This is a genomic window from Micromonospora sp. KC723, assembly GCF_004348595.1.
In the GTDB taxonomy this organism is placed as follows: domain Bacteria; phylum Actinomycetota; class Actinomycetes; order Mycobacteriales; family Micromonosporaceae; genus Micromonospora.
Genome location: NZ_SMKD01000031.1, coordinates 1 through 23,373 on the forward strand (window position 1 = coordinate 1; position 23,373 = coordinate 23,373).

At 73.1% G+C, this 23,373-nt stretch carries 22 protein-coding genes; 5 read left to right on the forward strand and 17 right to left on the reverse strand.

The window, feature by feature from the left end:
• Positions 1-285: 285 nt before the first annotated feature.
• Together E1165_RS09955 and E1165_RS09960 are read right to left on the reverse strand one after the other, a co-directional pair.
• Positions 286-1,764, reverse strand: a complete 1,479-nt coding sequence (locus E1165_RS09955) for a glutamate--cysteine ligase (RefSeq protein WP_132389973.1) — start codon at positions 1,762-1,764, stop codon at positions 286-288.
• A 236-nt stretch (positions 1,765-2,000) separates the two neighbouring features.
• A complete protein-coding gene (locus E1165_RS09960; RefSeq protein ID WP_132389975.1) occupies positions 2,001-2,579 on the reverse strand; it encodes a YceI family protein in 579 nt (192 codons plus the stop codon).
• A 101-nt stretch (positions 2,580-2,680) separates the two neighbouring features.
• On the opposite strand from E1165_RS09960, the gene E1165_RS09965 reads away from it, so the two are divergent.
• Positions 2,681-3,190, forward strand: coding sequence for a MarR family winged helix-turn-helix transcriptional regulator (locus E1165_RS09965; RefSeq protein ID WP_132389977.1), 510 nt, complete (start codon positions 2,681-2,683; stop codon positions 3,188-3,190).
• A gap of 366 nt (positions 3,191-3,556) precedes the next feature.
• Here the strand turns inward: E1165_RS09965 and E1165_RS09970 are convergent, their stop codons facing one another.
• The 4 genes from E1165_RS09970 to E1165_RS09985 form a co-directional block, all read right to left on the reverse strand.
• The gene (locus E1165_RS09970) at positions 3,557-6,151 is read right to left on the reverse strand and encodes a helix-turn-helix domain-containing protein (protein ID WP_132389979.1); all 2,595 of its coding nucleotides are present in this window, start codon (positions 6,149-6,151) and stop codon (positions 3,557-3,559) included.
• A gap of 114 nt (positions 6,152-6,265) precedes the next feature.
• Complete coding sequence (locus tag E1165_RS09975) at positions 6,266-7,414, reverse strand: acyl-CoA dehydrogenase family protein (RefSeq protein WP_132389981.1); 1,149 nt, start codon at positions 7,412-7,414, stop codon at positions 6,266-6,268.
• Between the two features lie 97 nt (positions 7,415-7,511).
• Entirely contained in the window at positions 7,512-9,080 is a 1,569-nt protein-coding gene (locus tag E1165_RS09980) for an acyl-CoA carboxylase subunit beta (RefSeq protein ID WP_132389983.1), read from the reverse strand.
• Positions 9,081-9,197: 117 nt separating this feature from the next.
• Entirely contained in the window at positions 9,198-9,839 is a 642-nt protein-coding gene (locus E1165_RS09985; RefSeq protein WP_132389985.1) for a TetR/AcrR family transcriptional regulator, read from the reverse strand.
• Positions 9,840-9,874: 35 nt separating this feature from the next.
• Between E1165_RS09985 and E1165_RS09990 the strand changes: the two genes are divergently transcribed.
• Positions 9,875-10,213: a rhodanese-like domain-containing protein gene (locus E1165_RS09990; RefSeq protein ID WP_132389987.1), complete on the forward strand. Its 339-nt coding sequence runs from the start codon at positions 9,875-9,877 to the stop codon at positions 10,211-10,213.
• Between the two features lie 52 nt (positions 10,214-10,265).
• Here the strand turns inward: E1165_RS09990 and E1165_RS09995 are convergent, their stop codons facing one another.
• The 3 genes from E1165_RS09995 to E1165_RS10005 form a co-directional block, all read right to left on the reverse strand.
• On the reverse strand, positions 10,266-11,186 hold the full coding sequence (locus E1165_RS09995) for a hydroxymethylglutaryl-CoA lyase (RefSeq protein ID WP_132389989.1): 921 nt from the start codon (positions 11,184-11,186) through the stop codon (positions 10,266-10,268).
• A gap of 72 nt (positions 11,187-11,258) precedes the next feature.
• Positions 11,259-12,596 (reverse strand): acetyl/propionyl/methylcrotonyl-CoA carboxylase subunit alpha, encoded by a 1,338-nt coding sequence (locus E1165_RS10000; protein ID WP_132389991.1) that lies wholly within the window; start codon positions 12,594-12,596, stop codon positions 11,259-11,261.
• 145 nt (positions 12,597-12,741) lie between these two features.
• The gene (locus E1165_RS10005) at positions 12,742-13,335 is read right to left on the reverse strand and encodes a TetR/AcrR family transcriptional regulator (RefSeq protein ID WP_132390045.1); all 594 of its coding nucleotides are present in this window, start codon (positions 13,333-13,335) and stop codon (positions 12,742-12,744) included.
• A 206-nt stretch (positions 13,336-13,541) separates the two neighbouring features.
• On the opposite strand from E1165_RS10005, the gene E1165_RS10010 reads away from it, so the two are divergent.
• Positions 13,542-14,915 (forward strand): MFS transporter, encoded by a 1,374-nt coding sequence (locus tag E1165_RS10010; RefSeq protein ID WP_132389993.1) that lies wholly within the window; start codon positions 13,542-13,544, stop codon positions 14,913-14,915.
• Here E1165_RS10010 and E1165_RS10015 read toward each other — a convergent pair.
• Positions 14,812-15,150, reverse strand: coding sequence for a VanZ family protein (locus E1165_RS10015; RefSeq protein WP_243704687.1), 339 nt, complete (start codon positions 15,148-15,150; stop codon positions 14,812-14,814). The genes E1165_RS10010 and E1165_RS10015 overlap by 104 nt on opposite strands.
• A 49-nt stretch (positions 15,151-15,199) precedes the next feature.
• A complete protein-coding gene (locus E1165_RS10020; protein ID WP_132389997.1) occupies positions 15,200-16,102 on the reverse strand; it encodes a sulfurtransferase in 903 nt (300 codons plus the stop codon).
• 108 nt (positions 16,103-16,210) lie between these two features.
• Here E1165_RS10020 and E1165_RS10025 point away from each other — a divergent pair, with 108 nt between their 5' ends.
• On the forward strand, positions 16,211-16,732 hold the full coding sequence (locus tag E1165_RS10025) for a SigE family RNA polymerase sigma factor (RefSeq protein WP_132389999.1): 522 nt from the start codon (positions 16,211-16,213) through the stop codon (positions 16,730-16,732).
• Entirely contained in the window at positions 16,725-17,960 is a 1,236-nt protein-coding gene (locus tag E1165_RS10030) for a hypothetical protein (protein WP_132390001.1), read from the forward strand. Before E1165_RS10025 ends, E1165_RS10030 begins: the two co-directional genes overlap by 8 nt.
• Positions 17,961-17,964: 4 nt before the next feature.
• Here E1165_RS10030 and E1165_RS10035 read toward each other — a convergent pair whose 3' ends face one another.
• The 6 genes from E1165_RS10035 to E1165_RS10060 form a co-directional block, all read right to left on the reverse strand.
• Positions 17,965-18,417, reverse strand: coding sequence for a hypothetical protein (locus E1165_RS10035; RefSeq protein WP_243704688.1), 453 nt, complete (start codon positions 18,415-18,417; stop codon positions 17,965-17,967).
• On the reverse strand, positions 18,414-19,181 hold the full coding sequence (locus E1165_RS10040) for an SGNH/GDSL hydrolase family protein (RefSeq protein ID WP_132390003.1): 768 nt from the start codon (positions 19,179-19,181) through the stop codon (positions 18,414-18,416). The genes E1165_RS10035 and E1165_RS10040 overlap by 4 nt, the downstream gene beginning before the upstream one ends.
• A gap of 114 nt (positions 19,182-19,295) precedes the next feature.
• Entirely contained in the window at positions 19,296-20,345 is a 1,050-nt protein-coding gene (locus E1165_RS10045) for a phosphatidylinositol-specific phospholipase C (RefSeq protein ID WP_132390005.1), read from the reverse strand.
• A gap of 53 nt (positions 20,346-20,398) precedes the next feature.
• A complete protein-coding gene (locus E1165_RS10050) occupies positions 20,399-21,526 on the reverse strand; it encodes a hypothetical protein (protein ID WP_132390007.1) in 1,128 nt (375 codons plus the stop codon).
• Between the two features lie 156 nt (positions 21,527-21,682).
• Positions 21,683-22,786 carry a hypothetical protein gene (locus E1165_RS10055; RefSeq protein ID WP_132390009.1) on the reverse strand — a complete coding sequence of 368 codons (1,104 nt, stop codon included), beginning with the start codon at positions 22,784-22,786 and terminating at the stop codon, positions 21,683-21,685.
• Positions 22,783-23,307, reverse strand: coding sequence for a SigE family RNA polymerase sigma factor (locus tag E1165_RS10060; RefSeq protein ID WP_132390011.1), 525 nt, complete (start codon positions 23,305-23,307; stop codon positions 22,783-22,785). The genes E1165_RS10055 and E1165_RS10060 overlap by 4 nt, the downstream gene beginning before the upstream one ends.
• Positions 23,308-23,373: the final 66 nt, after the last annotated feature.

Below are 23,373 nucleotides of genomic sequence, written 5' to 3' on the forward strand. Positions count from 1 at the left end.
CCACCGCCCCACCGCCGCCGACCGATCCCGCGCCGTCCGGTGCCGCCCCGACCGACCCGGCACGAGACGGGGACGCCGCGACCAGGCGGCGGAGACCCGTGACCGAGGGCCGCGACGCCGCGTCGGCAGAGGGGTCCGGTCAGCCGGCCAACACACCCGGGGAGCAGACGGCCCCGGGGGCCGTTCCGACGACCCGGCCCGGTCGCCGCACCCGGTGACCCGGCTGGTGACGCTGTCCCGTCGGAGGCGGCGGAACCAGCGTCGGTGGCCCGGCGCGGCGGGGCGTCAGTCGACCGGCCAGGTGTGCACCGGCTGGTTGCCGCGTTGGAGGTCGGCGTAACAGCGGGCCATGTGGTGCAGGGCCGCGTCGCGGTCCATGCCTCGGTGCCGCTCCGCCGCCCAGACCGCCTCGGTCTGCCACACCGCGCCGTTGCGGCCGGTACGGCAGCGCTGCTCGATGATGCCGAGCAGCCGGTCCCGTTCGGCCGGCGCGACGCCGAACCGGTCCAGTCCGGTGGCCGCCGTCGGCAACAGGGTGTCCAGAACCAGCCTGGTCACCGGCACGTCGCCGAGCCGGGGCCAGTGCAACACGGCGTCCATGCCCCGGCGGGCGGCGGCGTGGAAGTTCTCCTCTGCGGTGCTGAAGGTGAGCTGGCTCCAGATGGGGCGGTCCGCCTCGGCGAGCCCCCGGGCCAGCCCGAAGTAGAAGGCCGCGTTGGCCAGCATGTCGACCACGGTCGGGCCGGCGGGGAGTACCCGGTTCTCCACGCGCAGGTGTGGACGGCCGTTCATGATGTCGTAGACCGGGCGGTTCCAGCGGTAGACGGTGCCGTTGTGCAGGCGCAGCTCCGCCAACCGCGGTACGCCGCCGGCGTGCAGCACCTCGACCGGATCCTCGTCCTCACAGATCGGCAGCAGCGGCGAGAAGTAGCGGACGTTCTCCTCGAACAGGTCGAAGATCGAGGTGATCCACCGCTCCCCGAACCACACCCTGGGGCGCACACCCTGGGCTTTCAGCTCGTCGGGGCGGGTGTCGGTGGCCTGCGCGAACAGCGCGATGCGGGTCTCCGCCCAGAGCTGCCGCCCGTACAGGAACGGGGAGTTCGCGCCGACGGCGACCTGGACGCCCGCGATGGCCTGCGAGGCGTTCCAGTAGTCGGCGAAACTGTCCGGCGCGACCTGGAGGTGGAACTGGAGGCTGGTGCAGGCGGCCTCCGGCGCGATCGAGTCGGTGTGGGTCCGGAGCCGTTCGACACCCCGGATGTCCAGTTCGAGGTCCTCGCCCCGGGCCCCGACGATCTGGTCGTTGAGCACCCGGTACCGCTCGTTGGTGGAAAGGTTGTCGGCCACCAGGTGACGCTCGGTGAGGGTGGGCAGGATGCCGACCAGGACGATCCGGGCGTCGGACTTCGCCGCGCGCTCGTCGGCGCGGGTGAGGCTGCTGCGCAGGTCCTGCTCGTAGTCGGCGAAACCGGTGCCCTCGATCAGCCGGGGCTTGGCGTTCAACTCCAGGTTGAACTGCCCCAACTCGGTCTGGAACAGCGGGTCGGCGATGGCGGCCAGGATCTCCTCGTTGCGCATCGCCGGCTCGGCCGCCGGGTCCATCAGGTTGAGTTCGATCTCCAGGCCGGTCATCGGTCGGTCCGCGTCGAAGCCGAAGTCGTCCAGCATCAGCGCGAAGACGTCCAGGCAGCGCCGGACCTTCTGCCGGTAGCGGACCCGGTCCTCCCGGGAGAAGGCGCCCTGCTCGACGTCTCTACCCATGTGCCCTCCTGGCGCGAGGCGCGCGGGACCGTGCCGTCCCGGCGCGCGTTGGTGAACCAACCGTAAGAGCGCTTTCGCATAAGGACCAGAGCCCGACGGTTGTACGCTCCGCGCCCATCTCTACCCCGCGCCCCTCACCCACACCGACCCGCAGTTGCCCACAAGCAGTGACAATCCGCACGTCGGATACGGCGAGGCCCCCGCTCCGCGAGCGGGGGCCTTCGTCGGAGGGTGGCTCAGGCCTGGCGCACGGCCTCGCCCTCGATCTCGATCTTGATCTTCTTGCCGACCAGCACGCCGCCGGTCTCCAGCGCCACGTTCCAGGTGAGACCGAAGTCCTCACGGTCGATCTCGGTGCTGGCGGTGAAGCCGAACACGTCGGTGCCGAACGGGGTGTGGCCGACGCCCTCGAACTCGACCTCCAGCTCGACCTGCCGGGTGACGCCCTTGATGGTCAGCTCACCGAGCAGGACGAACTCGTTGCCGTCCCGGGACTTCACGCTGGTGCTGCGGTACTCCAGCGTCGGGAACGCCTCGGCGTCGAGGAACTCCGGGCTGCGCAGGTGGGCGTCCCGGTCGGCCTGCTTGGTGTCGATGCTGGCCGCCTGGATGGTGGCGACGACCGAGGACTGCATCGGGTCGTCGGTGACGGTGATGGTGGCGGCCACGTCGGCGAACTCGCCGCGCACCTTGCTGACCATCATGTGCCGGGCGACGAAGCCGACCCGCTTGTGCGCGGCGTCCAGGAGGTAGGTGCCGGGGGCGGGGATGGTAAGGCCTTCCCAGTCGCGGGTAACCGACTCGGTGCTGGTCATGAAGCTGCCCTCCAGGGGGAATGAGTTAGCGTCCAAACGACTGACTGAGCAACTATAGCTTCGACAATATTCCCCGTGTCAAGCACTGCTAGGATGGCCAGGTGGACCAGAACGTGTTCGACGACCCCCGGATCACCGCCGTCGGCCTGCTCGTCGAGGCGTACGCCGGGCTGTCGGCCCGATTCGCCGCGCAGTTCGAGGAGCACGGCCTCTCCGCCGTCGAGTTCGAGGTGCTGATGCGGCTCGCCCGCTCACCCGGGCACCAACTGCGGATGACCGACCTCGCCGCCCAGACGTCCCTCTCCACCAGCGGCGTCACCCGCGTGGTGGACCGGATGGAACGCGACGGGCTGCTCTGCCGGCGGGCGTGTCCGTCCGACCGGCGCAGCTCGCACGCGGTCATCACCGCCTCCGGGCTGAAGCGGCTGAACGAGACCATCCCCGGTCACCTGCGGATCATCGAGCAGTGGTTCACCAGCCAGCTCGAACCGGAAGCCCTCGCCGCGATGCTCGACGGGCTGCGCCGGGTACGCGACGCCGTGCACCCGGGTGCCACGGCCGGCAGCACCGCGCCCGCCCCGGCCGACGACGAGTTCGACCCGCGCGACTGAGCCAGCACCGGCAGAACCACCGGCAGAACCCGGCGAACGGCCAGGACAACCCCGAGAAGGCCGACAAACCAGACAGGAAGCCTGGCTACCCTACGTCTCGCGCGGGGAAGCACCGGGGGGTGCTGGGCGCGAGCGATTGAGCGAGGGTGTCACCAGGGGGCTTCTTCGCTCGCGCCTCCCTCCACGTCACTGGCGGATCGCCGCCCGCGCGGCGCGCAGCCCGTCGAGAACGTGCCTCCGGACTCGGCCGCCCCTGCCAGCGGCGTCCTGCTCGGGGCTCCCCGCACCAGATCTGGGTCGGCACCCTGGACCGTTCCCGCACCACAGGTCTCTCGGTGGCGAACCATCCCGACACCGGCGACCCCTTCAGTCGTCCTGGTCGGCGTCGCGGGGCGGCCCCTGGTCGCGCAGCAGCCCCAGCTCGTACGGCAGGAGCCGGGTCCCGCTCTGCCGGCAGGCCCGGTCGAGACGTTCCCGCGCCACCGGGTCGCCGGTGCTCGCCACCAGCCCGACCAGCGCTTCGATGACGTCCCGCCGGTCCTGGCCGGTGGCACCGGCCTCGGCCGCGACGCCGAACCACTCCGCAGCCAGCTCCCGATCGCCCCGGCGCAGCGCCATGGTCCCCTCGATCAGGGCGCAGATCCCCTCCTCCGGCCGCCACACCGTCGGCGGGCCGGAGCCCGGACGCCCGGACCCGGACACCGGGCCGGCCTGGCCCGCACCCGTCCGCAGCTCGGCGAGCACCTCGGCGGCCTCGTCCACCCGGCCGTCCTGGGCCAGCGCCAACCCCACCGTGCCGAGCACCCGGCGGCGGTGCCCCGGGTCGCCCAGTTCGGCCAGCGCCCCCACCACCCGTCGACCCCACTCGACCGCCTCGGCGTACCGGCCCTGGTGACGGGCCACCTCGGCGAGATTGGCCCGGGCCAACAGGCGCAGCCGTCGCTCGCCGCACTGCGCGGCCAGCCGGTCGACCGTGGCCAGCCGGCGGCGGGCACCGGCCAGATCACCCAGGCGGATCTCGTGCCAGGTGAGGTTGTTCTGGGCGACCGCCATGTCGCGTGGCCGGTCGTGCAGGGTGGCCAGCGCCAACACTGTCCGCGCCTGGTCCCGGGCCTCGTCGTGACCGCCGGTGGCGATCAGCAACGCGCAGAGCACGTTGCGCGCCTCCAACTCGCCGGTGACCTCGCCGTGCCTGACGAACACGTCGAGCGCCGACCGGGCCGCCGCCAACTCCTGCGCCCCCGCACCGTGCTCAGCCGCCAACCGAGCCACCCCGAGCAGCGCCCAGGCCCGCACCACCCGGTCGGCGTCGGCGGTGCGCGGGTCCGCGAGCAGCCGCCGCAGCCACCGCCGTCCGGTGACGTCCCGCCCGCGCAGCCGCCACCAGCGGGGCAGGGCCGCCGCCAGCCGCAGCGCGGTGTGCGGATCGTCGGTGGCCGCGTGCGCCAGGGCGGTACCGATGTCGCTGGTCACCTCGTCGAGTCGGCGCACCGCACGGGCCAGCTCCGGGCCGGCCAGATCCGGTGCGGTGCGGGCCACCAGCCGGGTGACGACCACCGCGTGCCGGCGGCGGATCGCGGTCAGCTCACCCCGCCCGGCCGCTCGTTCGAGGGCGAAGTCACGGACCGCGTCGAGCAACCGGAACCGGAACGTCCCGGTGCCGCGGACGCTGACCAGACCAAGCTGTACCAGTCGGTCCAGTAGCGGGACCGGGTCGGCGACCCTGTCGCTCCCGTCGGCCAGCAACTCCTCGGCCAGCTCCACCGACCACCGGTTGGCGAAGACGGCGAGTCGACGCAGCGCCGCCCGTTCGGACCCGGCGAGCTGGCGGTAGCTGGTGGCCACCGCCTCCCGCAGGGTCACCGGCGCGGGGGCCCGCACGGCCGTCCCGGCCGGCTCCCAGCCCCGCCGGCCCGGGTCGGCGGCGGCCAGGTCGAGCACCCGGTCGCCGTACCGGTCGAGCAGCTCGTCCAGGTCGAGGATCCGGCCCCGGGCGGCCATCAGCTCGATGGCGAGCGGCAGCCCGCCGAGCCGGCGCACCAGCGTGGCCAGGGCCGGCAGTTCCCGCTGGTCGGGTGGGTCCCGGCGGACCCGGGCGAGGCGGGAGGTGAAGAGTGCCGCCGCCGGGTACCGGGCCAGGCCGAAGGCGTCGTCCACGCCGGGCGGGGGTACGTCCAGCGGGGCGACCGGCCGGACCAGCTCTCCCGGTACGCCCACCGGATGCCGGCCCGTCACCAGCAACCGCAGGGTAGGCACCACGTCGGTGAGCTGCCGCAACGCCTCTGCCACCGGGCCGGGGGCCCGCTCCACCGCGTCCAATAGCAGCAACGCCGGGCGGCCTCGGAGCCGGCCGGCGAGATCGGGCAGGCGGGCCGCGCCCAGAACCGCGCTGACCGTGGCCAGAATGTCGGCGGCGTCGGAACTCTCGTCGACCAACACCCCGGCCACCCCGCCCGGGTGCGCGTCGACCACCTCGTGCGCCACGGCCAGGGCCAGGGCGGTCTTGCCGACACCGGCCAGCCCGACCAGACTCACCACCGGCGGTCCCCCGTCGGCGGTGAGCAGGCCTACCACGTCGGCCCGGTCCCGTTCCCGGCCGACCAGCTCGACCGGAGGCGGGAGCGCGAACGGCGTACCCGGGTCGGGAGCGGAGGTGGCGACGGGCCGGGCTTCCCCGTCCCCGGCGACGGCCCGCTCGATGGTTCGACGCCGGGCGGTGGACAGGAAGGCGACACGCGCCTCGCCGGCGAGGCCGAGCGCGTCGGCGAGCAGTTCGACCGTGCTGCGCTGCGGTCGGCTGGCCCGGCCGCGCTCCAGGTCCCGCACCGTCCGCACCCCGAGCCCGGCCCGCTCCGCCAGGTCGGCCTGGGTCAGACCGGCGGCCAGGCGATGCCCCCGCAACAGCTCCCCGAGCGGGGTACCACCACCCGGGCCCGACAGGTGATCATGAGCCGGGGTCATGGGCAGGAAGGGTACGGATCGGATAGGACGGTCGACACCGGTACGTCGCATGCCCGACGGCCCGAACCTGACAGAACCCCTGCCCCACGGGCACGGCAGGGGTTCTGTCGGAAATCAGACTCCCAGGTCGCGGGCGATGATCATCCGCTGTACCTCGGAGGTGCCCTCGCCGATCTCCAGGATCTTGGCGTCCCGCCAGAAACGGGCCACCGGGTACTCGTTCATGAAGCCGTAGCCGCCGTGGATCTGGGTCGCCTCGCGGGCGTTGTCGACCGCGATCGTGCTGGCGTGCAGCTTCGCGATCGCGGCCTGCCGCTTGAACGGCTCACCGGCCAGCATGCGCGCCGCCGCGTCGTAGTACGCCAGCCGCGCGGTGTGCGCCCTCAGCTCCATATCGGCGATCTTGAACTGGATCGCCTGGTAGCTGCCGATCGTCCGGCCGAACGCCTGCCGCTGCTTCGCGTACCTGATCGACTCGTCGACACAGCCCTGGGCCAGACCGACGGCGAGCGCGGCGATGGCGATCCGGCCCTCGTCGAGGATCCGCAGGAACTGGGCGAACCCGCGCCCCCGCGTACCGAGCAGGTTGGCCGCCGGGACCCGGCAGTCGTCGAAGGTCAGCTCGTGGGTGTCCGACGCGGTCCAACCGACCTTCGAGTACCCCGGCGCGACCGTGAAGCCGGGCGTCCCGCTCGGCACGATGATGGTGGACAACTCCTTGGAGCCGTCCTCCCGGGTGCCGGTGACGGCCATGACGGTGACCAGCGCGGTGATGTCGGTGCCCGAGTTGGTGATGAACGCCTTCGCACCGTTGATCACCCACTCGTCGCCGTCCAGGACCGCCCTCGTCTGGGTGCCGCCGGCGTCGGAGCCGGTGCCCGGCTCGGTCAGACCGAAGCCGGCGAGCGCCTCACCGCTGAGCAGCCTCGGCAGCCACTGCGCCCGCTGCTCGTCGGTGCCGAAGCGGTAGATCGGCATCGCACCGAGGGAGACCGCCGCCTCCAGGGTGATCGCCACACTGGAGTCGACCCGGGCCAGCTCCTCCAGGGCCAGGCAGAGCGCGAAGTAGTCGCCGCCCATGCCGCCGTGCTCCTCGCCGAAGGGCAGGCCGAACAGTCCCATCTTGCCCATCTGCCGGACGATCTCGTACGGGAAGGTGTGCTTGTCGTAGTGCTCGCCGATGACCGGGGCGACCACCTCGCGGGCGAACTCCCGCACGCTGGACCGCAGCGCCTCGTGTTCCTCGCTGAGCCGGAAGTCCATCTGATCCTCCTGTGTGGCTGAGCCGCCGGGCGCTGGTGACGCCGGGACGGGCGGTGCTGGTCCCGGTCGTGCCAGGACCATGGCGGGGTGGGGCGGGTCAGACCGGGGTGACGCCGTGCCGGCGACGCGAGAAGTGCCGGTCCTTGGTGCGCGCGGCGGCGAAGCGGCGCAGCAGCTCGGCGCGGAGCTCGTGCGGCTCGACGATCGCGTCGACCACCAGCTCGCTGGCGAGCCGGACGATGTCGATGTCCCGCTCGTACTCCTCGCGCCGGGCCGTGACGAAGGCGGCGCGCTCGGCCACGTCGGCGATCGCGGCGATCTTGTTGGCGTAGACGGCGTTCACCGCGGCCTCCGCGCCCATCACCGCGATCTTCGCGGTGGGCAGCGCGATCGTCGCGTCCGGCTCGAAGCCCGGCCCGGCCATCGCGTACAGGCCCGCGCCGTACGCCTTGCGGACCACCACGCAGATCTTCGGTACGGTCGCCTCGGAGATCGCGGTGATCATCTTGGCGCCGTGCCGGATGATGCCCTGCTTCTCCACGGCGCTGCCGACCATGAACCCCGGCACGTCCGACAGGAACAGCAGCGGCACGTTGAACGCGTCGCAGAGCTGCACGAACCGGGTCGCCTTGTCGGCCGAGTCGACGAAGAGCACCCCGCCCTTGAACATGGAGTTGTTGCCGACCACGCCGACGACCTCGCCGCCCAACCGGCCGAGGCCGATGGTCAGCTCCTTGGCCCAGAGCGCCTGGATCTCGAAGAACGAGCCGTCGTCGAGTAGGCCCCTGACGTACCGGCGCATGTCGAACGCCTGCCGCTCGCTGGCCGGCACGAGCGCGGCCAGGTCGACCTTGTCGGACGCCGGCCTGGCGGGCGCGGCCGGCGGCTGCTGGGTCCAGTTCGCCGGCAGGTAGGACAGGTAGCGCTTCACCACGTCCAGCGCCTCGGCCTCGGTCTTGCAGAGGAAGTGCCCGACGCCGGACTCGGCGCAGTGCACCTTGGCCCCGCCCATCGCCTCCAGCGTCGTCTTCTCGCCGGTGACCATCTCGACCATCCGGTCGGAGCCGAGGTACATGCTGGCGTTGCCGTCCACCATGGCCACCACGTCGCAGAACGCCGGGATGTACGCCCCACCGGCCGCGCTCGGCCCGAACAGCGCGCAGACCTGCGGGATCGAACCGGAGGCGCGGACCTGGTTCCAGAAGATCTTCCCCGCGCCACGCCGGCCGGGGAAGAGCTCGACCTGGTCGGTGATCCGGGCGCCGGCCGAGTCGACCAGGTAGACCATCGGCACGCCGGTCGAGTACGCCCGCTCGATGATGCGGATGATCTTCTCGACGGTCCGCGCGCCCCAGCTACCGGCCTTGACGGTGGAGTCGTTGGCCATCAGGCAGACCTGGCGGCCGTCGATGGTGGCGGTACCGGTGACCACGCCGTCGGCCGGCAGGCCGTCAGCAGTCGTGTTGGCGGCCGGGCCAACCGGTTTGCCGCCGCAGGCGTTGGCGAACAGGCCGTCCTCGACGAACGAGCCGTCGTCCACCAGCAGGGCGACCCGCTCGCGGGCGAAGAGCTTGCCCCTGGCGGCGTTCGCCGCGTGGTACTTGTCCGCACCGCCGGCCCGGGCGCGCTTGCGCAGCTGCTCCAGTGCCTCACCGTCGAGCGTCACGCCGACTCCCTCGCCCCTGCGACGTCCGCCTCGTGAACGGACGACCCGACCTGAACGATCGTTAGGCTAGCGCATCGACTCCCCCCTCGGCGACCCGCCGAGGCTCTGCACCGCGACTTACGACGTGAGGGCTTCGACCAGTCCGTGCAGACTCCCGCGCAGCCGCTCGTCGCCGAGTTCGACCCGGACGGCGGCCACGTGCTCGGCAGCCAACGCAGCGAGCAGCAGGTGAGCGTCGGCCACCGGGTCGGCGCGGCCGGCCAGCAGCAGAGCGACATGCCGGTGCCAGAACCGGTACGCCCCAATCCGGTACCGCGCGCCGGGGGCGGCGGTCTCCGACACCCGCACCAGGTCCAGGTGGCCGAGCAGGTGGTCCAGGTATGCCTCGACGAAGGCACGGAGCCGCTCCTGGGAGGTCACCGCGGCACCGGGCGGCCCGGGCCCCAGCGGAGCCGGGCCGAACAGGATCGCCTCCTGCAGATCCCGCTCCTGCTCGTCGAGCAGCGCGGTGGCCAGGCCCGCCTTGTCGCCGAACCGGCGGAACAGCGTCCCCTTGCCAACCCCCGCGGCGGCAGCCACCGCGTCCATCGAGACGGCCTCCACGCCGCGTTCCCGAAAGAGGACGGCGGCCGCCTCCAGCACGGCCGCCCGATTGCGCGCCGCATCAGCCCGCTCCCTGGGCGGTGACATACGCAACTCCAGCAGCTCGGCGGGAGGAGTGGCGTAAACGGACTGCGGTCCGCTAACCTTCCGAGGCATAACCGGACTATAGTCCACCTACTTCGGAGGTCACCATGTCCAGCCTGATCGCCCGTGACGAGTTGCGCGCCGCCATCAATGCCGGCACCGTCACCGTCGTCGACGCCCTCGGCGGCGACCACTACGCCCGGCAGCACCTGCCGGGAGCCGTCCCCCTGATCGAGGCCGACGTGTCCGCACGCGCCGCGGAACTGCTGCCGGACCGGGAAGCCGCGATCGTCACCTACTGCTCCAACCCCTCCTGCCCGAACAGCGGCCGGGTCGCCGACCGGCTCACCGCCCTCGGCTACACCAACGTGCGCAAGTACGCCGAGGGCATCGAGGACTGGGTGGCGGCCGGCCTGCCGACCGAGTCGGGCGCGCCGACCCGGTGAACCACGAGGCTGGGGGTACGCCGCAGCCGACGTACCCCCAGCACCCCGTGACTCAGGCCGGGAGCGGCGTGAGGCGGGTACGGGGGCCGGCGCGCAGGACGCCGGAGGGCAGGCGCTTGCCGGTCAACTCCTCGGCCAGTTCCGCCGCCTCGATGAGCGCGTCCAGGTCGATGCCGGTGTCGATGCCCATGTCGTGCAACATGTGCACGGCCTCCTCGGTGGCCAGGTTGCCACTGGCACCCGGGGCGTACGGGCAGCCGCCCAGGCCGCCCACACTGGCGTCGAACTCGGTGACGCCCAGTTCCAGGGCGGTGAGCAGGTTCGCCAGCGCGGTACCCCGGGTGTTGTGGAAGTGCAGCAGCACCGGGACGTGGGCGTTTCGGTCGCGTACGGCGGTGAGCAGTTCCCGGACCCGGCGGGGCGTACCCATGCCGGTGGTGTCGCCGAACGCCACCCGGTCGGCGCCGTCACGGACCACCCGGTCGACGATCCCGGCGACCCGGGCGGGATCGACGTCCCCCTCGTACGGGCAGCCGAAACTGGTCGCCACGATCACCTCGGCCCGGGCGCCGGCCCCGTGCAGCAGGTCGATCAGCTCCGCGATGTCGTCCAGCGACTCATCCGTGGAACGGTTCACGTTGCGCCGGTTGTGGGTGTCGCTCGCCGACACCACCACCTCGATCTCGGTGAACCCGGCGGCCAGGGCGCGCCGCGTACCCCGCGTGTTCGGCACCAGGGCGGAGTAGCGCACGCCCTCGGCCTTGGCGGCCCGCCGCCACACCTCGTCCGCGTCGGCCATCTGCGGAATCGCGCTCGGATGCACGAACGACACCGCCTCGATCCGCCGTACGCCGGTGCGGGACAGGGCGTCGAGCAGCCGTACCTTGGCCTCGGTCGGGATGGGCTCCTCGTTCTGGAGCCCATCCCGGGGGCCGACCTCACGGATGGAGACGAAGTCCGGCAGTTCCGCCATTAGGGGTCACCTCACTGTGACGGTGGGATGCTGGTTCCCCCAGCATCCCACCGCACGAAAGAGACCGGATCGTCAGCGCATGCGGGTGACGATGGCGGTGTCGTAGTCGCCGGAGAGGAACTCCTCGTTCTCCATCAGCTCGGCGAAGAAGGGGAGGTTGTTCTTCGGGCCGGCCAGCTCGAAGGCGGCCACCGCGGCCTTCGCCCGCTCGATCGCCTCGGCCCGGTCGGCGCCACTCACGATGAGCTTCGCCATCAGGCTGTCGTAGAACGGCGTGACGGTGTTGCCCTCGACATAGCCCGAATCCACCCGGACGCCCTCGCCGGTCGGTTCGACCCACGTCTTGATCACGCCGGGACCGGGCAGGAAACGCTTCGGGTCCTCGGCGTTGATCCGCAGTTCGATGGCGTGCCCGCGCGGGGCGAGCGCGTCCGGGTCGAAGGTCGGCGCCAGCCCGGCGGCCACCCGTAGCTGCTCCTCGACCAGGTCCACGCCGTACACCAGCTCGGTCACCGGATGCTCCACCTGGAGGCGGGTGTTCATCTCCAGGAAGAAGAACTCTCCGGTGGTCGGATCGAGCAGGCACTCCACCGTGCCCGCGTTGCGGTAGTTCACCGCCTCGCCGGCGCGGACCGCCGCCGCCAGGAACCGTTCCCGCAGCTCCGGCGAGACCGCCGGGGACGGCGACTCCTCGACCAGTTTCTGGTTACGGCGCTGCACCGAGCACTCCCGCTCGCCGAGGGCCACCACCCGGCCGTCGGCGAGGCCGAGGATCTGCACCTCGACGTGGCGTACCCGGGGAAAGTAGCGCTCGATCAGCACCGAACCGTCGCCGAACATCCGCTCGGCGAACGAGCGCACCTTGTCGTACTCGATGCGCAGCGCGGCCTCGTCGTGGGCCACGCCCATGCCCATGCCGCCGCCACCGGCCGCGGCCTTGACCATCACCGGGTAGCCGATCTCGGCGGCGGCGGTGGCCGCCGCGTCCAGGTCCGCCGCCGGGTCGGTGGTGCCGGGCGCGACCGGCACGCCGGCCGCCGCCATCAGGTTCCGGGCGTTGATCTTGTCGCCCATCGCGCTGATCGCGTCCGCGCCGGGCCCGACCCAGATCAGGCCGCTGGCCTCGACGGTACGGGCGAAGCCCGCGTTCTCCGACAGGAAGCCGTACCCGGGGTGGATGGCCTGCGCGCCGGTGGACCTGGCGGCGGCGAGGATCGCCTCGGTGTTCCGGTAGCTCTGCGCCGGGTTGGCCGGGCCCACACAGACCGCCTCGTCGGCCTCGCCGACGAACGGCAGGTCGGCGTCGGCCTCCGAGTGCACCGCGATCGCACGGATGCCGAGCCGCCTGGCGGTACGGATGATCCGGCGGGCGATCTCGCCCCGGTTGGCGACCAGCAGTGACTCGATCATGTTTCCTCCCGACGTCCAGGGGTGAAGACGGCTGCCAGCCAACCATGACCCCACGGTTACTGACGAGTCACCGACCACCGGGCCCGGAATCGGACCGGGAAGTCCGGCGGGTACGGCATCGCCGGTGACGGGTACGCCGGGCGGTTCAGACAGGAGTGGGGGCGAGCAGGGCGGCCAGGGTGGCGCCGCGTAGCAGTGCGGCCCGCCGTCGACGTTCCACCTCGCCACCGAGGAACGGGGTGGAGTTCATCAGGCCGAACGCGGCGTGGGCGAGCACCCGGGCCTCACCGTCGGGCAGGTCGGGGTGCAGCGCGGTCAGCACCGTCACCCACTCCTCCACGTAGAGGCGCTGGAGCCGGCGGATGCGGCGACGCGGCTCGTCGGGCAGCCGGTCCAACTCGTGCAGGTGCAGCGCGATGACCGCCGGGTTGGCCAGCGCGAAGTCGACGTGGAAGTCGATCAGGGACTCCAGGGCGGCACGCGGCTCACCGGGGTGGCCGGCGGCCCGGTCCCGGCCGCCGTCGAGCAGCCCCTCGCTGACCGGGATCAGCGCGGCTGCCAGCATCGCCTCCTTGCCGGCGAAGTGGTGGTACAGGGCCGGCCCGGTCACCCCGGCGGCGGCCCCGATGTCGTCCATCGACACCCCGTGGTAGCCGCGTGCGGCGAAGAGACCGACCGCGATCTCCAGGATCTCGTCCCTGCGGGACCGCCGTCGACCCGTACTCGTCACGCCGTTCATCGCACCCCGCGCCTGCTGTTCCACCGCCACCGGGCAAGCCTAGACCGCCCGCCCGCCGTAAAGGAGGCTCGGTTACCCACCGGTCGCCGCACATTCGCACCGTCCGGCCCCACCGCTGGCCGTGCCCCGGTCGGCCGTAGGGATTCCGACCGCTCCCGAACCTTCCGTTTGACCCTCCACCTGGTCAAGGGTCCACGCTGCGTCACATGACCGCCCACCGTCTCGGCCACCCCTACCGACTGCTCTGGTCGGCCGCCGTGACTTCCCGCTTCGGCGACTCGGTGCGTACGCCGGCACTGGCCCTGCTGGCCGCCACGCTCACCCGCGATCCCCGGGCGGTGGCCGTGGTGACCGTCGCCGGGCAACTTCCGTCGCTGCTGTTCGGCCTGCTCGGCGGCGTGTACACGGACCGCTGGGACCGCCGCCGGACGATGGCGGTGGTGGACGCCGCGCGGGCGGCGCTGGTGGCGGTGCTGGCCGTCGCGGTCGCGGTGGACCGGGCCGGTGTCGCGGTGCTGGTGGCGGCGGCGTTCCTGCTGGCCACGCTCGGCGTGCTCTTCGACGCCGCCGCGTACGCCCTGTTGCCCGCGCTGGTCACCCCGGCCGTCCTGCCCACCGCCAACGGCCGCCTCCAGGCCGGTACGGCGGTCGCCGCCGGGTTCCTCGGCGCCCCGCTGGCCGGCGTCCTCTTCACGGTGTCGGCCGCTCTTCCCTTCGCGGTCGACGCCCTCACCTTCGCCGCGGCGGCCCTGCTGGTGCTCGCCCTCCCCGCCGCCGCACCCCCACCGGGCGACGGCAACGGGCGGGGGTGGCGCGGAGAGCCAGCCGACGGGTCGCGCCCCGGCGACACCCGCGCCCCGCACGGCGGAGGGCCGCAGGACAGCCCCGCTCCGGGCAGCGGGCAGGCCCGGGGCGGCCGGCTCCACCGGGAGGCGCTGGTCGGAGTGGCGTGGTTGCGGGGCGACCCGCTGATGTGGCGGATGGCGCTGCTCGGCGGGGGCGCCAACCTGGCGATCAGCGCGCTGATGGCGGTCCTGGTCCTCTACGCGCTGGACGTGTTGCGGGTGCCGGCCGCCGGGTACGGACTGTTCCTGGCGGGGGCGGTGCTCGGCGGCCTGGCCGGGGCGTTGGCGGCGGGACGGCTGGCCGCCCGGCTCGGTACGGTGCGGGCGCTCCGCGTGGCACTCCTGGCGCAGTCCGTCGCCCTGACGGTGTTCGCGCTGGTCCGGCAGCCGGTGGTCGGTGGGTTGGCGCTGGCGGTCTTCGGCGCGGGCGGCACGGTGTGGAACAGCCTGTGGGCCGCGTACGGCCAGGGTCGGGTGCCGGCCGGGCTGCTCGGCCGGGTCGGCGCGGCGCAGCGGACGGTGACGCTGCTCACCGCGCCGGTCGGCGCGACGGTGGCGGGGCTGGCCGGTGCCGCGTACGGGGTGGAACCGGTGGTGGTCGCGGTGGCCGGAGCGTTCGCGCTGGTCACGCTCACGGCGTGGCGGGCACTGCGGCCGGCCGCTGCGGTACCGGCCGGCGCCCCGCCCACCGCGGCCGGGACGCCAGCGCGGCCAGGGCCGCTCCGGTCGCGTTGATCAGCACGTCGTCGACGGAGGTGACCCGGCCCAGGTCCAACGCGTACTGCAACCACTCGACCAGCGCGGAGCCGGCCACGCCGAGCAGGAAGAGCCGGCCGACGCCGGCCAGGGCGGCCCAGCGTACCGGGGCGAGGAAGCCCAACGCGGCGAAGACCAGCAGGTTGCCGACCACCTGGACCACGGCGGTGGCCGGGCCGTCGTCGAGCAGGTCGACGACGTCGACCAGCGGCACCAGCTTGACCTCGCCGGCCGGGGCGGGCCAGGCCCGGCGACGGTAGGCGTCAGGGGGTCAGGCCACCCGGTTGGTCACCCTTGACGACGGGGGCGCGGACCAGGTTGCCCCACTCGGTCCACGAGCCGTCGTAGTTGCGCACCTGCGGGTAGCCCAGCAGGTGCCGCAGCACGAACCAGGTGTGGCTGGACCGCTCCCCGATCCGGCAGTACGCCACCACGTCGTCGGATCGGCTCAGCCCCAACTGGTCGGCGTAGATCGCGCGCAGTTCGTCGGCCGATCTGAAGGTGCCGTCGTCGTTGGCGGCGGACTTCCACGGCTTGTTCACCGCGCCCGGGATGTGCCCGCCACGCAGCGCGCCCTCCTGCGGGTAGTCCGGCATGTGCAGCATCTCGCCGGTGTACTCGCCCGGTGAGCGCACGTCGACCAGCGGCCGGCCGGCGGCGACGTGCGCCATCACCTGCTCCCGGTACGCCCGGATCGGCGCGTCGTTGCGCTCCGGCACCGGGTACTCGGCGCGCGGACGGATGACCTTCTCCCGGGTCAGCTCACGCCCCTCGGCCGCCCACTTCTGCCGACCACCGTCGAGCAGCCGCACGTCCGGGTGGCCGAAGAGGGAGAAGACCCAGAGGGCGTACGCGGCCCACCAGTTGAAGTTGTCGCCGTAGAAGACCACCGTGTCGTCCCGGCCGATGCCCTTCGCGGCGCACAGCTCGGCGAAGCTGACGGCGTCGAGGTAGTCGCGGGTGACCTGGTCGTTCAGTTCGGTGTGCCAGTCGACCTTGACCGCGCCCGGGATGTGGCCGGTGTCGTAGAGAAGCACGTCCTCGTCGGACTCGACCACGACGAGACCATCGTCGCCCAGATGCTCGGCCAGCCACTCCGTGGTGACCAGACGCCGCGGATCGGCGTACGACTGGAGGCGGGGATTCGGATCGCTCGGCACAGGCATGATCCCCAAGGTACGCCGGATCCGGGCCGGGCGAACGGTCATCGGGCGCAGCGGACCAGACCGGCCACACGTGTCAGGGGCGGGACCCGCCGACCACAGAGGACCGACATGACCGTACGGCAGCAGACCGGGTCACCCCCGGACGCCGCGCCAGCCGGGGACTTCACCGCCTTCTACCAGGCGCACTTCCACCGGATCGCGGTGCAGCTCTACGCCTACCTGGGAGACCACGCCGAGGCGCAGGATCTCACCCAGGAGGCGTTCTGCCGGACCCTGGAACGCTGGGACCGGGTCAGCGGGTACGACGACCCGTCGGCCTGGGTCCGGCGGGTGGCCTGGAACCTGGCAACCAGCCGGCTGCGCCGGATGCGTACCGCGGTGCGCCACCTGGCCCGGCAGCGGGAGGAACACGTGCCCGGCCCGGAGCCGGACCGGGTGGCGCTGACCCGGGCCCTGGCCACCCTGCCCGCCTCGCAGCGGCAGGCGATCGTCCTGCACCACCTGGGCCACCTGAGCGTCCGGGAGATCGCCGAGCAGGCCGGTGCGGCGGAGGGCACCGTCCGCTCCTGGCTCTCCCGGGGTCGCGCCGCGCTGGCCACCTACTTCTCCGAGGAGGCCCCCGATGCCTGAGAGCACAGTCGATCGGGTGTTCGCCGAGTTCGAGGCGGAAGCCCTGACCATGTTCCGTCCTCCGGGGGTCGCCGCGGCCCGGCGGCGCGCCCGGATCCTCCGACGCCGTCGCAGGGGATTCCTGGCAGGGCTGGTGGCGCTGCTGCTGGGCGGCCCCGCCGGCGCGTTCGCCCTGGCCGGGACGGACAACGCACCGCCGACGCCGGCACCGACACCCAGCGCCACGCCCAGCCCGTCCGACGGGCCGGTGATACGCCGGGTCGCGCCCTCCGGCGCGCCCGGCGAACTGCGGGAGCTGCGGTTCGTCAACGCCCGCGCCGGCTGGGGCCTGTTCAGCACCTGCGCGGTCGGTGGCTCGACCTCAAACTGCCGGTCCGCGGTGGCGTGGACCGACGACGGCGGCCTGACCTGGCGGGCGGCCGCCGTCCCGGACACCATCCGGGGCCACCTCCAGCTACTCCCCGCACCGGACGGCGAGACGCTGACCGTGATGGCGGAGACGGGTTGGCTGGTGACCTCCGACGGCGGCAGGACCTTCAGCGAGCATCCGCGGCAGTCTCCGCCACCGCCGGCACAGCGGGCGCTGGCCACCCTCAGTGGATACCTGCTCGGCTGCCCGGGCGCGGCCGCGTTGACCGTGGTCGACCCGGGTCCCGTGTGCGGCCGCCGCGTGCTGACGAATGTCGGGGGGCGGCGGGTTCCCGACCAGCCGCCGGTGGAGCTGCGGATCGACCAGAACCAACAGCTCGTCGAGGGCCGCGACCGGCGGCTGTGGCTGGCGGTCCACCAGCGGGGCCGGACAGTCGTGCTGGTCCGTGGCAGCGCGACGACGGACCGGTGGCGGACGCTGCCGTCGGTGCCCGGCGAACTCACCCTGCTGGTGTCACCGGACGGTCGGCACGTCTGGCTGGCCGGCTTCCAGGAGCGCAAGCCGCTGTGGCGGCTCACCGGCGACAGCTGGCGGGAGCTTCCCGGCCTGCCGGACGACACGGGCTCGGTGGCCGCGCTGGACGACGGGCTGCTGATCGTCGGCGGCGGCTCCGGAACCGTCGGCTTCCTGGTCGACGGCCGCTACGTCGACCGCCCCGAGCTCCGGGACGGACCGGGGTCGACCGGACCGGGCGTCGGGGTGCTGGCCGACGGCACCATCGAGTTGGACTACAACGGCACGAAGGCGCTGGGCGTCGGATCGGGCGTCGAACGCACCTGGGTGCGGTACTTCTCCTGACCGGTCAGGCCCGGCGGTGCACCAGCCGACCGGCGACCACCGTGGCCAGGCAGGTGCCGTCGTCGGCGAAGACGGCCAGGTCGGCCCGCCCGCCGGTCACCAACACCGGCGGGCACGGCCCGGCGGGCACGGCCATGTCGTTGCGGACGGCGGCGGCCCGCAGCTCCGGGTCGGTCAGGTACGCGGCGGGCACCGCCGCCACCCCGGCCCGGAACAGCGCGTGCACCCGCTCGCGCGGGCTGGGGGCCGGGGGCAGCGGCCCGTCGTGCACCAGCGCCGGCCCCAGGGTGCCGGCCCACCGCCGCACCCGCACGGTCGGGTACGCCTGCGTCAGCTCGTCCAGCGACGCGACCGCCTCGATGCGGTCGCCGGCGACCAGCACGGCCCGGTCGGGGACGGGCTTCCCGTCGAGGGTCGTCCGGAGGCGGCTGGCGGTGTGGACGGTCCGCACCGTCATTCCGTGACCGGACCGAGCGCCGGGCGCTTGGCGGTGACCAGGTCGCCGGAGGAGCGGCCGGTCAGCCGCCTCCTGATCCACGGGGCGAGGTGCCGGCCGGCCCAGCGCAGGTCGGCGGCGCGGGCGGCCAGCCACGGCGTGGGCGCGGGCCGCTCGGGGACGAGCAGCCACTCCTCGTCACAGCCGACTCCGAGTGCGGTCAGCACCTGCCCGGCTACCCGCCGGTGCCCGGCGGCGGACAGGTGCAGCCGGTCGGTGCTCCACAGCATCGGGTTGAGGAACGTGTCGTCGGCGTACAGGTCGACGAGGATCGCGCCGTGCCGCTCGGCGGTCTCCCCGACAGCCCGGTTGAGCAGTTGGATCCGGGGCGCGACCAGACGCTGGCCGGGCAGCCGGGCCAGCACGTCGGCGAACCGGAACAGGATCACGTCGGCGCCGCCGGAGCGCAGCCGGCCGACCACCTCGTCGAAGCGGCTGACCATCGTGTGCGGGTCGAAGCTGCGGCGCAGCACGTCGTTGCCGCCGGCCGCGAAACTGATCAGGTCGGGCCGCATGGCCAGGGCGGCGGGCACCTGCTCGGCCACCACGCTGGGGAACAGCCTGCCGCGGATCGCCAGGTTGGCGTACCCGAAGTCCGGCCCGGCCTCGGCGGCCAGCCGGGTCGCCACCAGATCCGCCCACCCGCGGTAGGTGCCGTCCGGGTACGCGTCGTCCATGCCCTCGGTGAAGCTGTCCCCCACCGCCACGAAGCTGCGCCAGCGCACGCCGCCTCCCTCGTCCGGTTGCCTGCGGCGACCAGTCTGTCACCGCGCCCGTCCCGGCCGCCGCCACCCGCCCGGCCGACGTGGCGGACGTCATCGCGACCAGAGTGGGCCCGGTTACGGTCGTCCGCCGGCGTTCACCGCGATGATCCGGTCGATCAGCCCGCCACCGGGGAAGTCCAGCATCAGCATCCCGGTACGGCGGACCGGTGGGTGCACCTCCGGCCCCTCGTTGAGGTAGGTCCACAGGAACGGGTTGACGCCCTGCACCCCGAGCGCACCGCCGGCCACCGCCTCGGGGGTGGCGAGGACGCTCGCCCCGCTGGCGAAGTTGACGTACATCCGGGTCGGGTCTCCGGCGCTGGTCGCGTCGAGGTGACGGCGCACCTGGTCGCGCTTGGTGGCGATCGCCCCGACGTTCGGCACGTGGTATTCGTCCTGCACGTAGGCGGACGAGCCGTCACCCCAGCCGGCGAACTGGGCCAGCCCGTACTGGCCGTACCGGCCGCCGCGCGGCCCGTGCAGGACAGCGAGGACGACCTTCCCCCGGACCGCGCCGAGGGTGGGCACGGCGGCCCCGGCCCACCGGTTCACCGACGGGCCCCAGAACAGACCGGGCCGGCCGTCGCGGTAGCGGTCGAAGATGTCGGCGAAGCCGAGCTGCCCGGTGGCGTCGGTGCAGGAGCCGAACTCGCCGGTGCACTCGTGCTTGAGTCGCATGACCACGGTCTCGGTGGGCCGTGCGGCGAGGAACGAGCCGAGCACGTTCAGCACGTCGTCGAAGTTGGCCTGCTGGTACGTCGCGCCGTGGTGGATGGTGAGGGTGTTGCCGCCGTTGATCCGGGCGCGGATGTCGACAGCCCGTACCCCGGCGTGGAGCTGGGCGGCGAGGGTGGCCGCGCTGTTGCCGTGGTTCTCCTGGGTCTGGGTCCATGCTCCGCCGTGGATGGAGAGGGTGTCGTGGGTGCCGGGCAGGGAGAGGGCGGCGAGGCTGGCGCCGTCCGGCAGGCGCCGCATCCAGTCGGGGTTGCTGGCGGTACGCAGGGAGCGGTGCGCGGCGTCGGCTGCCAGCGCCGGGGCGGGCGACACCAGCGGCCCGCCGGCCGTGGCGAGCACGGCGGCGACGAGTCCGGCGGTGAGGCGTCGCCGGAGAACAGGGGTATTCATGCGGGGGAATATAGCGATGTTCTGACCCGCATGATCAGCCGGAGGCAGCCTGCCTACCCGGTGACCGCCACGATCTGCCAGTCCCGCAACCCGGCCGGCTCGGTGACTGCGGCTGTCGGGCGCCCACCCCGGTTCACCAGCAGCAACGCGTACCCCGTACCCGCGCGCACCCGCAGCACCATCGACCCGTCCGGCCGGAAGAACGCCTGCCGCAACTCCCGGCCTCCGGTCGGCGGCGTGACCTCCCGCCCGGTCCGCGTCTCCAGCACCGCGTTGACCGTGAGCATCCGGCCGATGTCTCGCACCTGCTCGTTCGGCCGCGTACGGAACAGCGCGATCCGGGCGCCGTCGGGAGAGAGGCTGGCGACGTGGGTGCTGCGCCAGGGCGCGGGACCGGACAGGTGCGGAACCGGGCGGGGACGGCTGCCGTCCGGGCCGAACACGGTCACCCCGGTGGCGCTGTTCATCGCGATGGCCCGCCCGTCGGCGGACCAGAGCGCGTGGCAGGCCTGCGGCTCGGCGTCCCACCACCGGACCGGAGCCTTGCGCCCACGGGTGTCCACCACCCCGAACCGCCCCGGGGTGCCCATCGGGTCGGCGGCCCGGAACAGCAGGTGCCGGGAATCCGGCGACCACGTCGGCGTGACGCAGTACTGGTCGACGTGCCGGACCAGCGCCCGCTTCCGCGAGCCGTCCACATCCGCCACGAAGAGGGTGGCCGCCCGCTCCGGATCCACCCAGGCGACCCGCCGGCCGTCCGGCGAGACACTCGCGTTGGCCACCGCCGCCATCTGCGGCAACGCGGCCAGAGTCTGCGGTTTCTGCCCGGGCCGCCACGACCGTAGCCGGACCTCCGCACCGGCGACGTGCTCGGCCGGCAGGTAGAAGAGCCGGCCGAACGCCGACGGAGCGCCGGTCGGTGTGACGGCGGCAGCCGGCGCGGCCGAGGCGGTCCCGGACGGGGTGGTGGACGGTGACGGTGATGCCGCCGCTGCGGGGGTGGCGGTGATCGGCAGCATCGGGGCGGGAGCGGCGGACGGCGCGGCTGCGGACCGGCGTACGCCGGGCAGGTCGGCCAGGCCGACGGCGAGCACCAGCACGGCGGCCGCGCCCGTCATCGCGTACCGGCCGGGCCGGTGCCGCGCGGGACGGGCGGTGCGGTCGGACAGGTCGATGGTCATCGCGTCGCCTCCGGCGTGGGTCTGCGCATACCCTCCCTGACGGGAGTCCGGCCGGGGAAGGTTGCCGGAGACAACCGCCGATGTCCGTAACGTGACAATGGCCGCTCACGGCAACCTTCTCCCGCCGGTCGGGCGTCGCGCCGAGCGCCCGACCGGTCAGGACGAGGTGACGGCGAGGATCTGTTGGTTCGCCAGCGCCGCGGGCTCGGCGACCTCGGTCACCAGGTGTCCGTCGGCGTCGATCAGCAGGAGATGTTGGTTGCCGCCGCCCCCCTTCACCCGCGCCACCAGCCTGTCGTCCGGCAGGAAGTACGCCTGGATCAACTTCCGCCCACCCAGCGGCAGATTGACGGTCGCGCCGGTACGGGTGTCCACGACCGCGTTGGCGTTCAGGTCGCGAGCGATGTCGCCATCGTCCTCCGTCGGGCCTGTTCGCAGCAGCGCGACCCGCGAGCCGTCCCGCGACAGGCTGACCACGTGGTAACTGTCGTAGACGTTGTTGCCGCCCAGCCTCGGCACCACGCGGGTCGCACTGCTGTGCCGGTTCGTGACCGCCACCCGGCCCTCGCCGTCGGTGTACGCCAGGAGCTGGCCGTCCGCCGACCAGACCGGACGGCAGCCGTTCACACTGATCTTGAGTGGGGCGAACCTCCCCGTCTTGAGGTCGACCAGACCGTACTGCGCGATCGGGATGCCCGGGCGTCGCATGACGGCCGCGGCGAGCGACTGGGAGTCGGGCGACCAGGACGGCCCCCAGCAACTCCCTGCCTCCACGTGCGCGCTGACGACCCGCCGGTTCGGCCCGTCGACGTCGGCGAGCATGAGTTCGGTGTCCTGAACCCACGCCACCTGCCTGCCGTCGGACGAGACCGCCGCGTTGCTCCCCAGCACCGACCCGGGCAGGTCGACCAGCGTGCTGGGCTGGCCCCCCGGCCGCCAGGCCGTCAGGGGGATGTTGCCCATGTCACTGACCGTCGGGAGGTAGAAGATCCGCCCCACGTTCGCCCACGGATCCGCCGGGCTGGGACTGGTCACGACGGACGGGAGGTTGCCGGGCGTCGGACCCGGACTGCCTTTCGGGGAGAACGCGAAGGCGGTGCCGGTGGCCGCGCCGAGCAGTGCCACCGCCGCGGCCGAGCCGGCGACCGCGCGGCGGATGCCGAGCCGGCGCGACGTGCGCAGGACACGGTCGCGCACGTCGACCAGGGTTACCTCCTCGGCCAGGTCGGCAAGGTCCAGCCGGAGACGCTGGTCGTTCATCGGACGCTTCCTTCCAGGACGTACAAGTCGGCGAGCTCGGGCGCGACGGTGCGCAGCTTCGCCAGGGCCTTCGAGGTCTGGCTCTTCACGGTGCCGACGGTGACGCCGAGCATCTCCGCGGCCTCGGCCTCGCTGCGGTCCTCGAAGAACCGCAGCACCAACACCGCGCGTTGCTTCGCGGAGAGCCGGGCCAGCGCGGCCCGCAGGGTGAGGCGCAGGCTGGTCTGGCTGGCGAAATCGCCGTCGTGCCGCCGGGGCTCGGGCAACTCGCCCGTCACCGACTCGGCGACGCGGCGGCGACGCCACCAGGAGACCTGGAGGTGGTACATGGTCTTGCGGGTGTACGCCTCGGCGTTGCCCGTGTCGTGCAGCCGGCTCCACGACCGGTGGGTACGGGCCAGGGCCGACTGGACCAGATCCTCGGCGAGGTGCTGGTCCCCGGTCAGCAGGTACGCGGAACGCAGCAGCGCCGGCGTCCGGGCGCGGACGAACGAGTCGAACTCACTCAGCAGCGGGTCCACACGAGCCGATCCTGATAGGGGTGGTTGACGACCCTTCAGACGCCGGAACGGGCCGTCGGGGTTGCC

What these genes read in the sequence shown, in the direction of transcription:
- E1165_RS09955 (WP_132389973.1), bottom strand. Translation starts at nt 1,764, where the DNA reads ATGGGTAGAGACGTCGAGCAGGGCGCCTTCTCCCGGGAGGACCGGGTC.
- E1165_RS09960 (WP_132389975.1), bottom strand. Translation starts at nt 2,579, where the DNA reads ATGACCAGCACCGAGTCGGTTACCCGCGACTGGGAAGGCCTTACCATC.
- E1165_RS09970 (WP_132389979.1), bottom strand. Translation starts at nt 6,151, where the DNA reads ATGACCCCGGCTCATGATCACCTGTCGGGCCCGGGTGGTGGTACCCCG.
- E1165_RS09975 (WP_132389981.1), bottom strand. Translation starts at nt 7,414, where the DNA reads ATGGACTTCCGGCTCAGCGAGGAACACGAGGCGCTGCGGTCCAGCGTG.
- E1165_RS09985 (WP_132389985.1), bottom strand. Translation starts at nt 9,839, where the DNA reads ATGCCTCGGAAGGTTAGCGGACCGCAGTCCGTTTACGCCACTCCTCCC.
- E1165_RS09990 (WP_132389987.1), top strand. Translation starts at nt 9,875, where the DNA reads ATGTCCAGCCTGATCGCCCGTGACGAGTTGCGCGCCGCCATCAATGCC.
- E1165_RS09995 (WP_132389989.1), bottom strand. Translation starts at nt 11,186, where the DNA reads ATGGCGGAACTGCCGGACTTCGTCTCCATCCGTGAGGTCGGCCCCCGG.
- E1165_RS10000 (WP_132389991.1), bottom strand. Translation starts at nt 12,596, where the DNA reads ATGATCGAGTCACTGCTGGTCGCCAACCGGGGCGAGATCGCCCGCCGG.
- E1165_RS10005 (WP_132390045.1), bottom strand. Translation starts at nt 13,335, where the DNA reads ATGAACGGCGTGACGAGTACGGGTCGACGGCGGTCCCGCAGGGACGAG.
- E1165_RS10010 (WP_132389993.1), top strand. Translation starts at nt 13,542, where the DNA reads ATGACCGCCCACCGTCTCGGCCACCCCTACCGACTGCTCTGGTCGGCC.
- E1165_RS10020 (WP_132389997.1), bottom strand. Translation starts at nt 16,102, where the DNA reads ATGCCTGTGCCGAGCGATCCGAATCCCCGCCTCCAGTCGTACGCCGAT.
- E1165_RS10025 (WP_132389999.1), top strand. Translation starts at nt 16,211, where the DNA reads ATGACCGTACGGCAGCAGACCGGGTCACCCCCGGACGCCGCGCCAGCC.
- E1165_RS10030 (WP_132390001.1), top strand. Translation starts at nt 16,725, where the DNA reads ATGCCTGAGAGCACAGTCGATCGGGTGTTCGCCGAGTTCGAGGCGGAA.
- E1165_RS10035 (WP_243704688.1), bottom strand. Translation starts at nt 18,417, where the DNA reads ATGACGGTGCGGACCGTCCACACCGCCAGCCGCCTCCGGACGACCCTC.
- E1165_RS10045 (WP_132390005.1), bottom strand. Translation starts at nt 20,345, where the DNA reads ATGAATACCCCTGTTCTCCGGCGACGCCTCACCGCCGGACTCGTCGCC.
- E1165_RS10050 (WP_132390007.1), bottom strand. Translation starts at nt 21,526, where the DNA reads ATGACCATCGACCTGTCCGACCGCACCGCCCGTCCCGCGCGGCACCGG.
- E1165_RS10055 (WP_132390009.1), bottom strand. Translation starts at nt 22,786, where the DNA reads ATGAACGACCAGCGTCTCCGGCTGGACCTTGCCGACCTGGCCGAGGAG.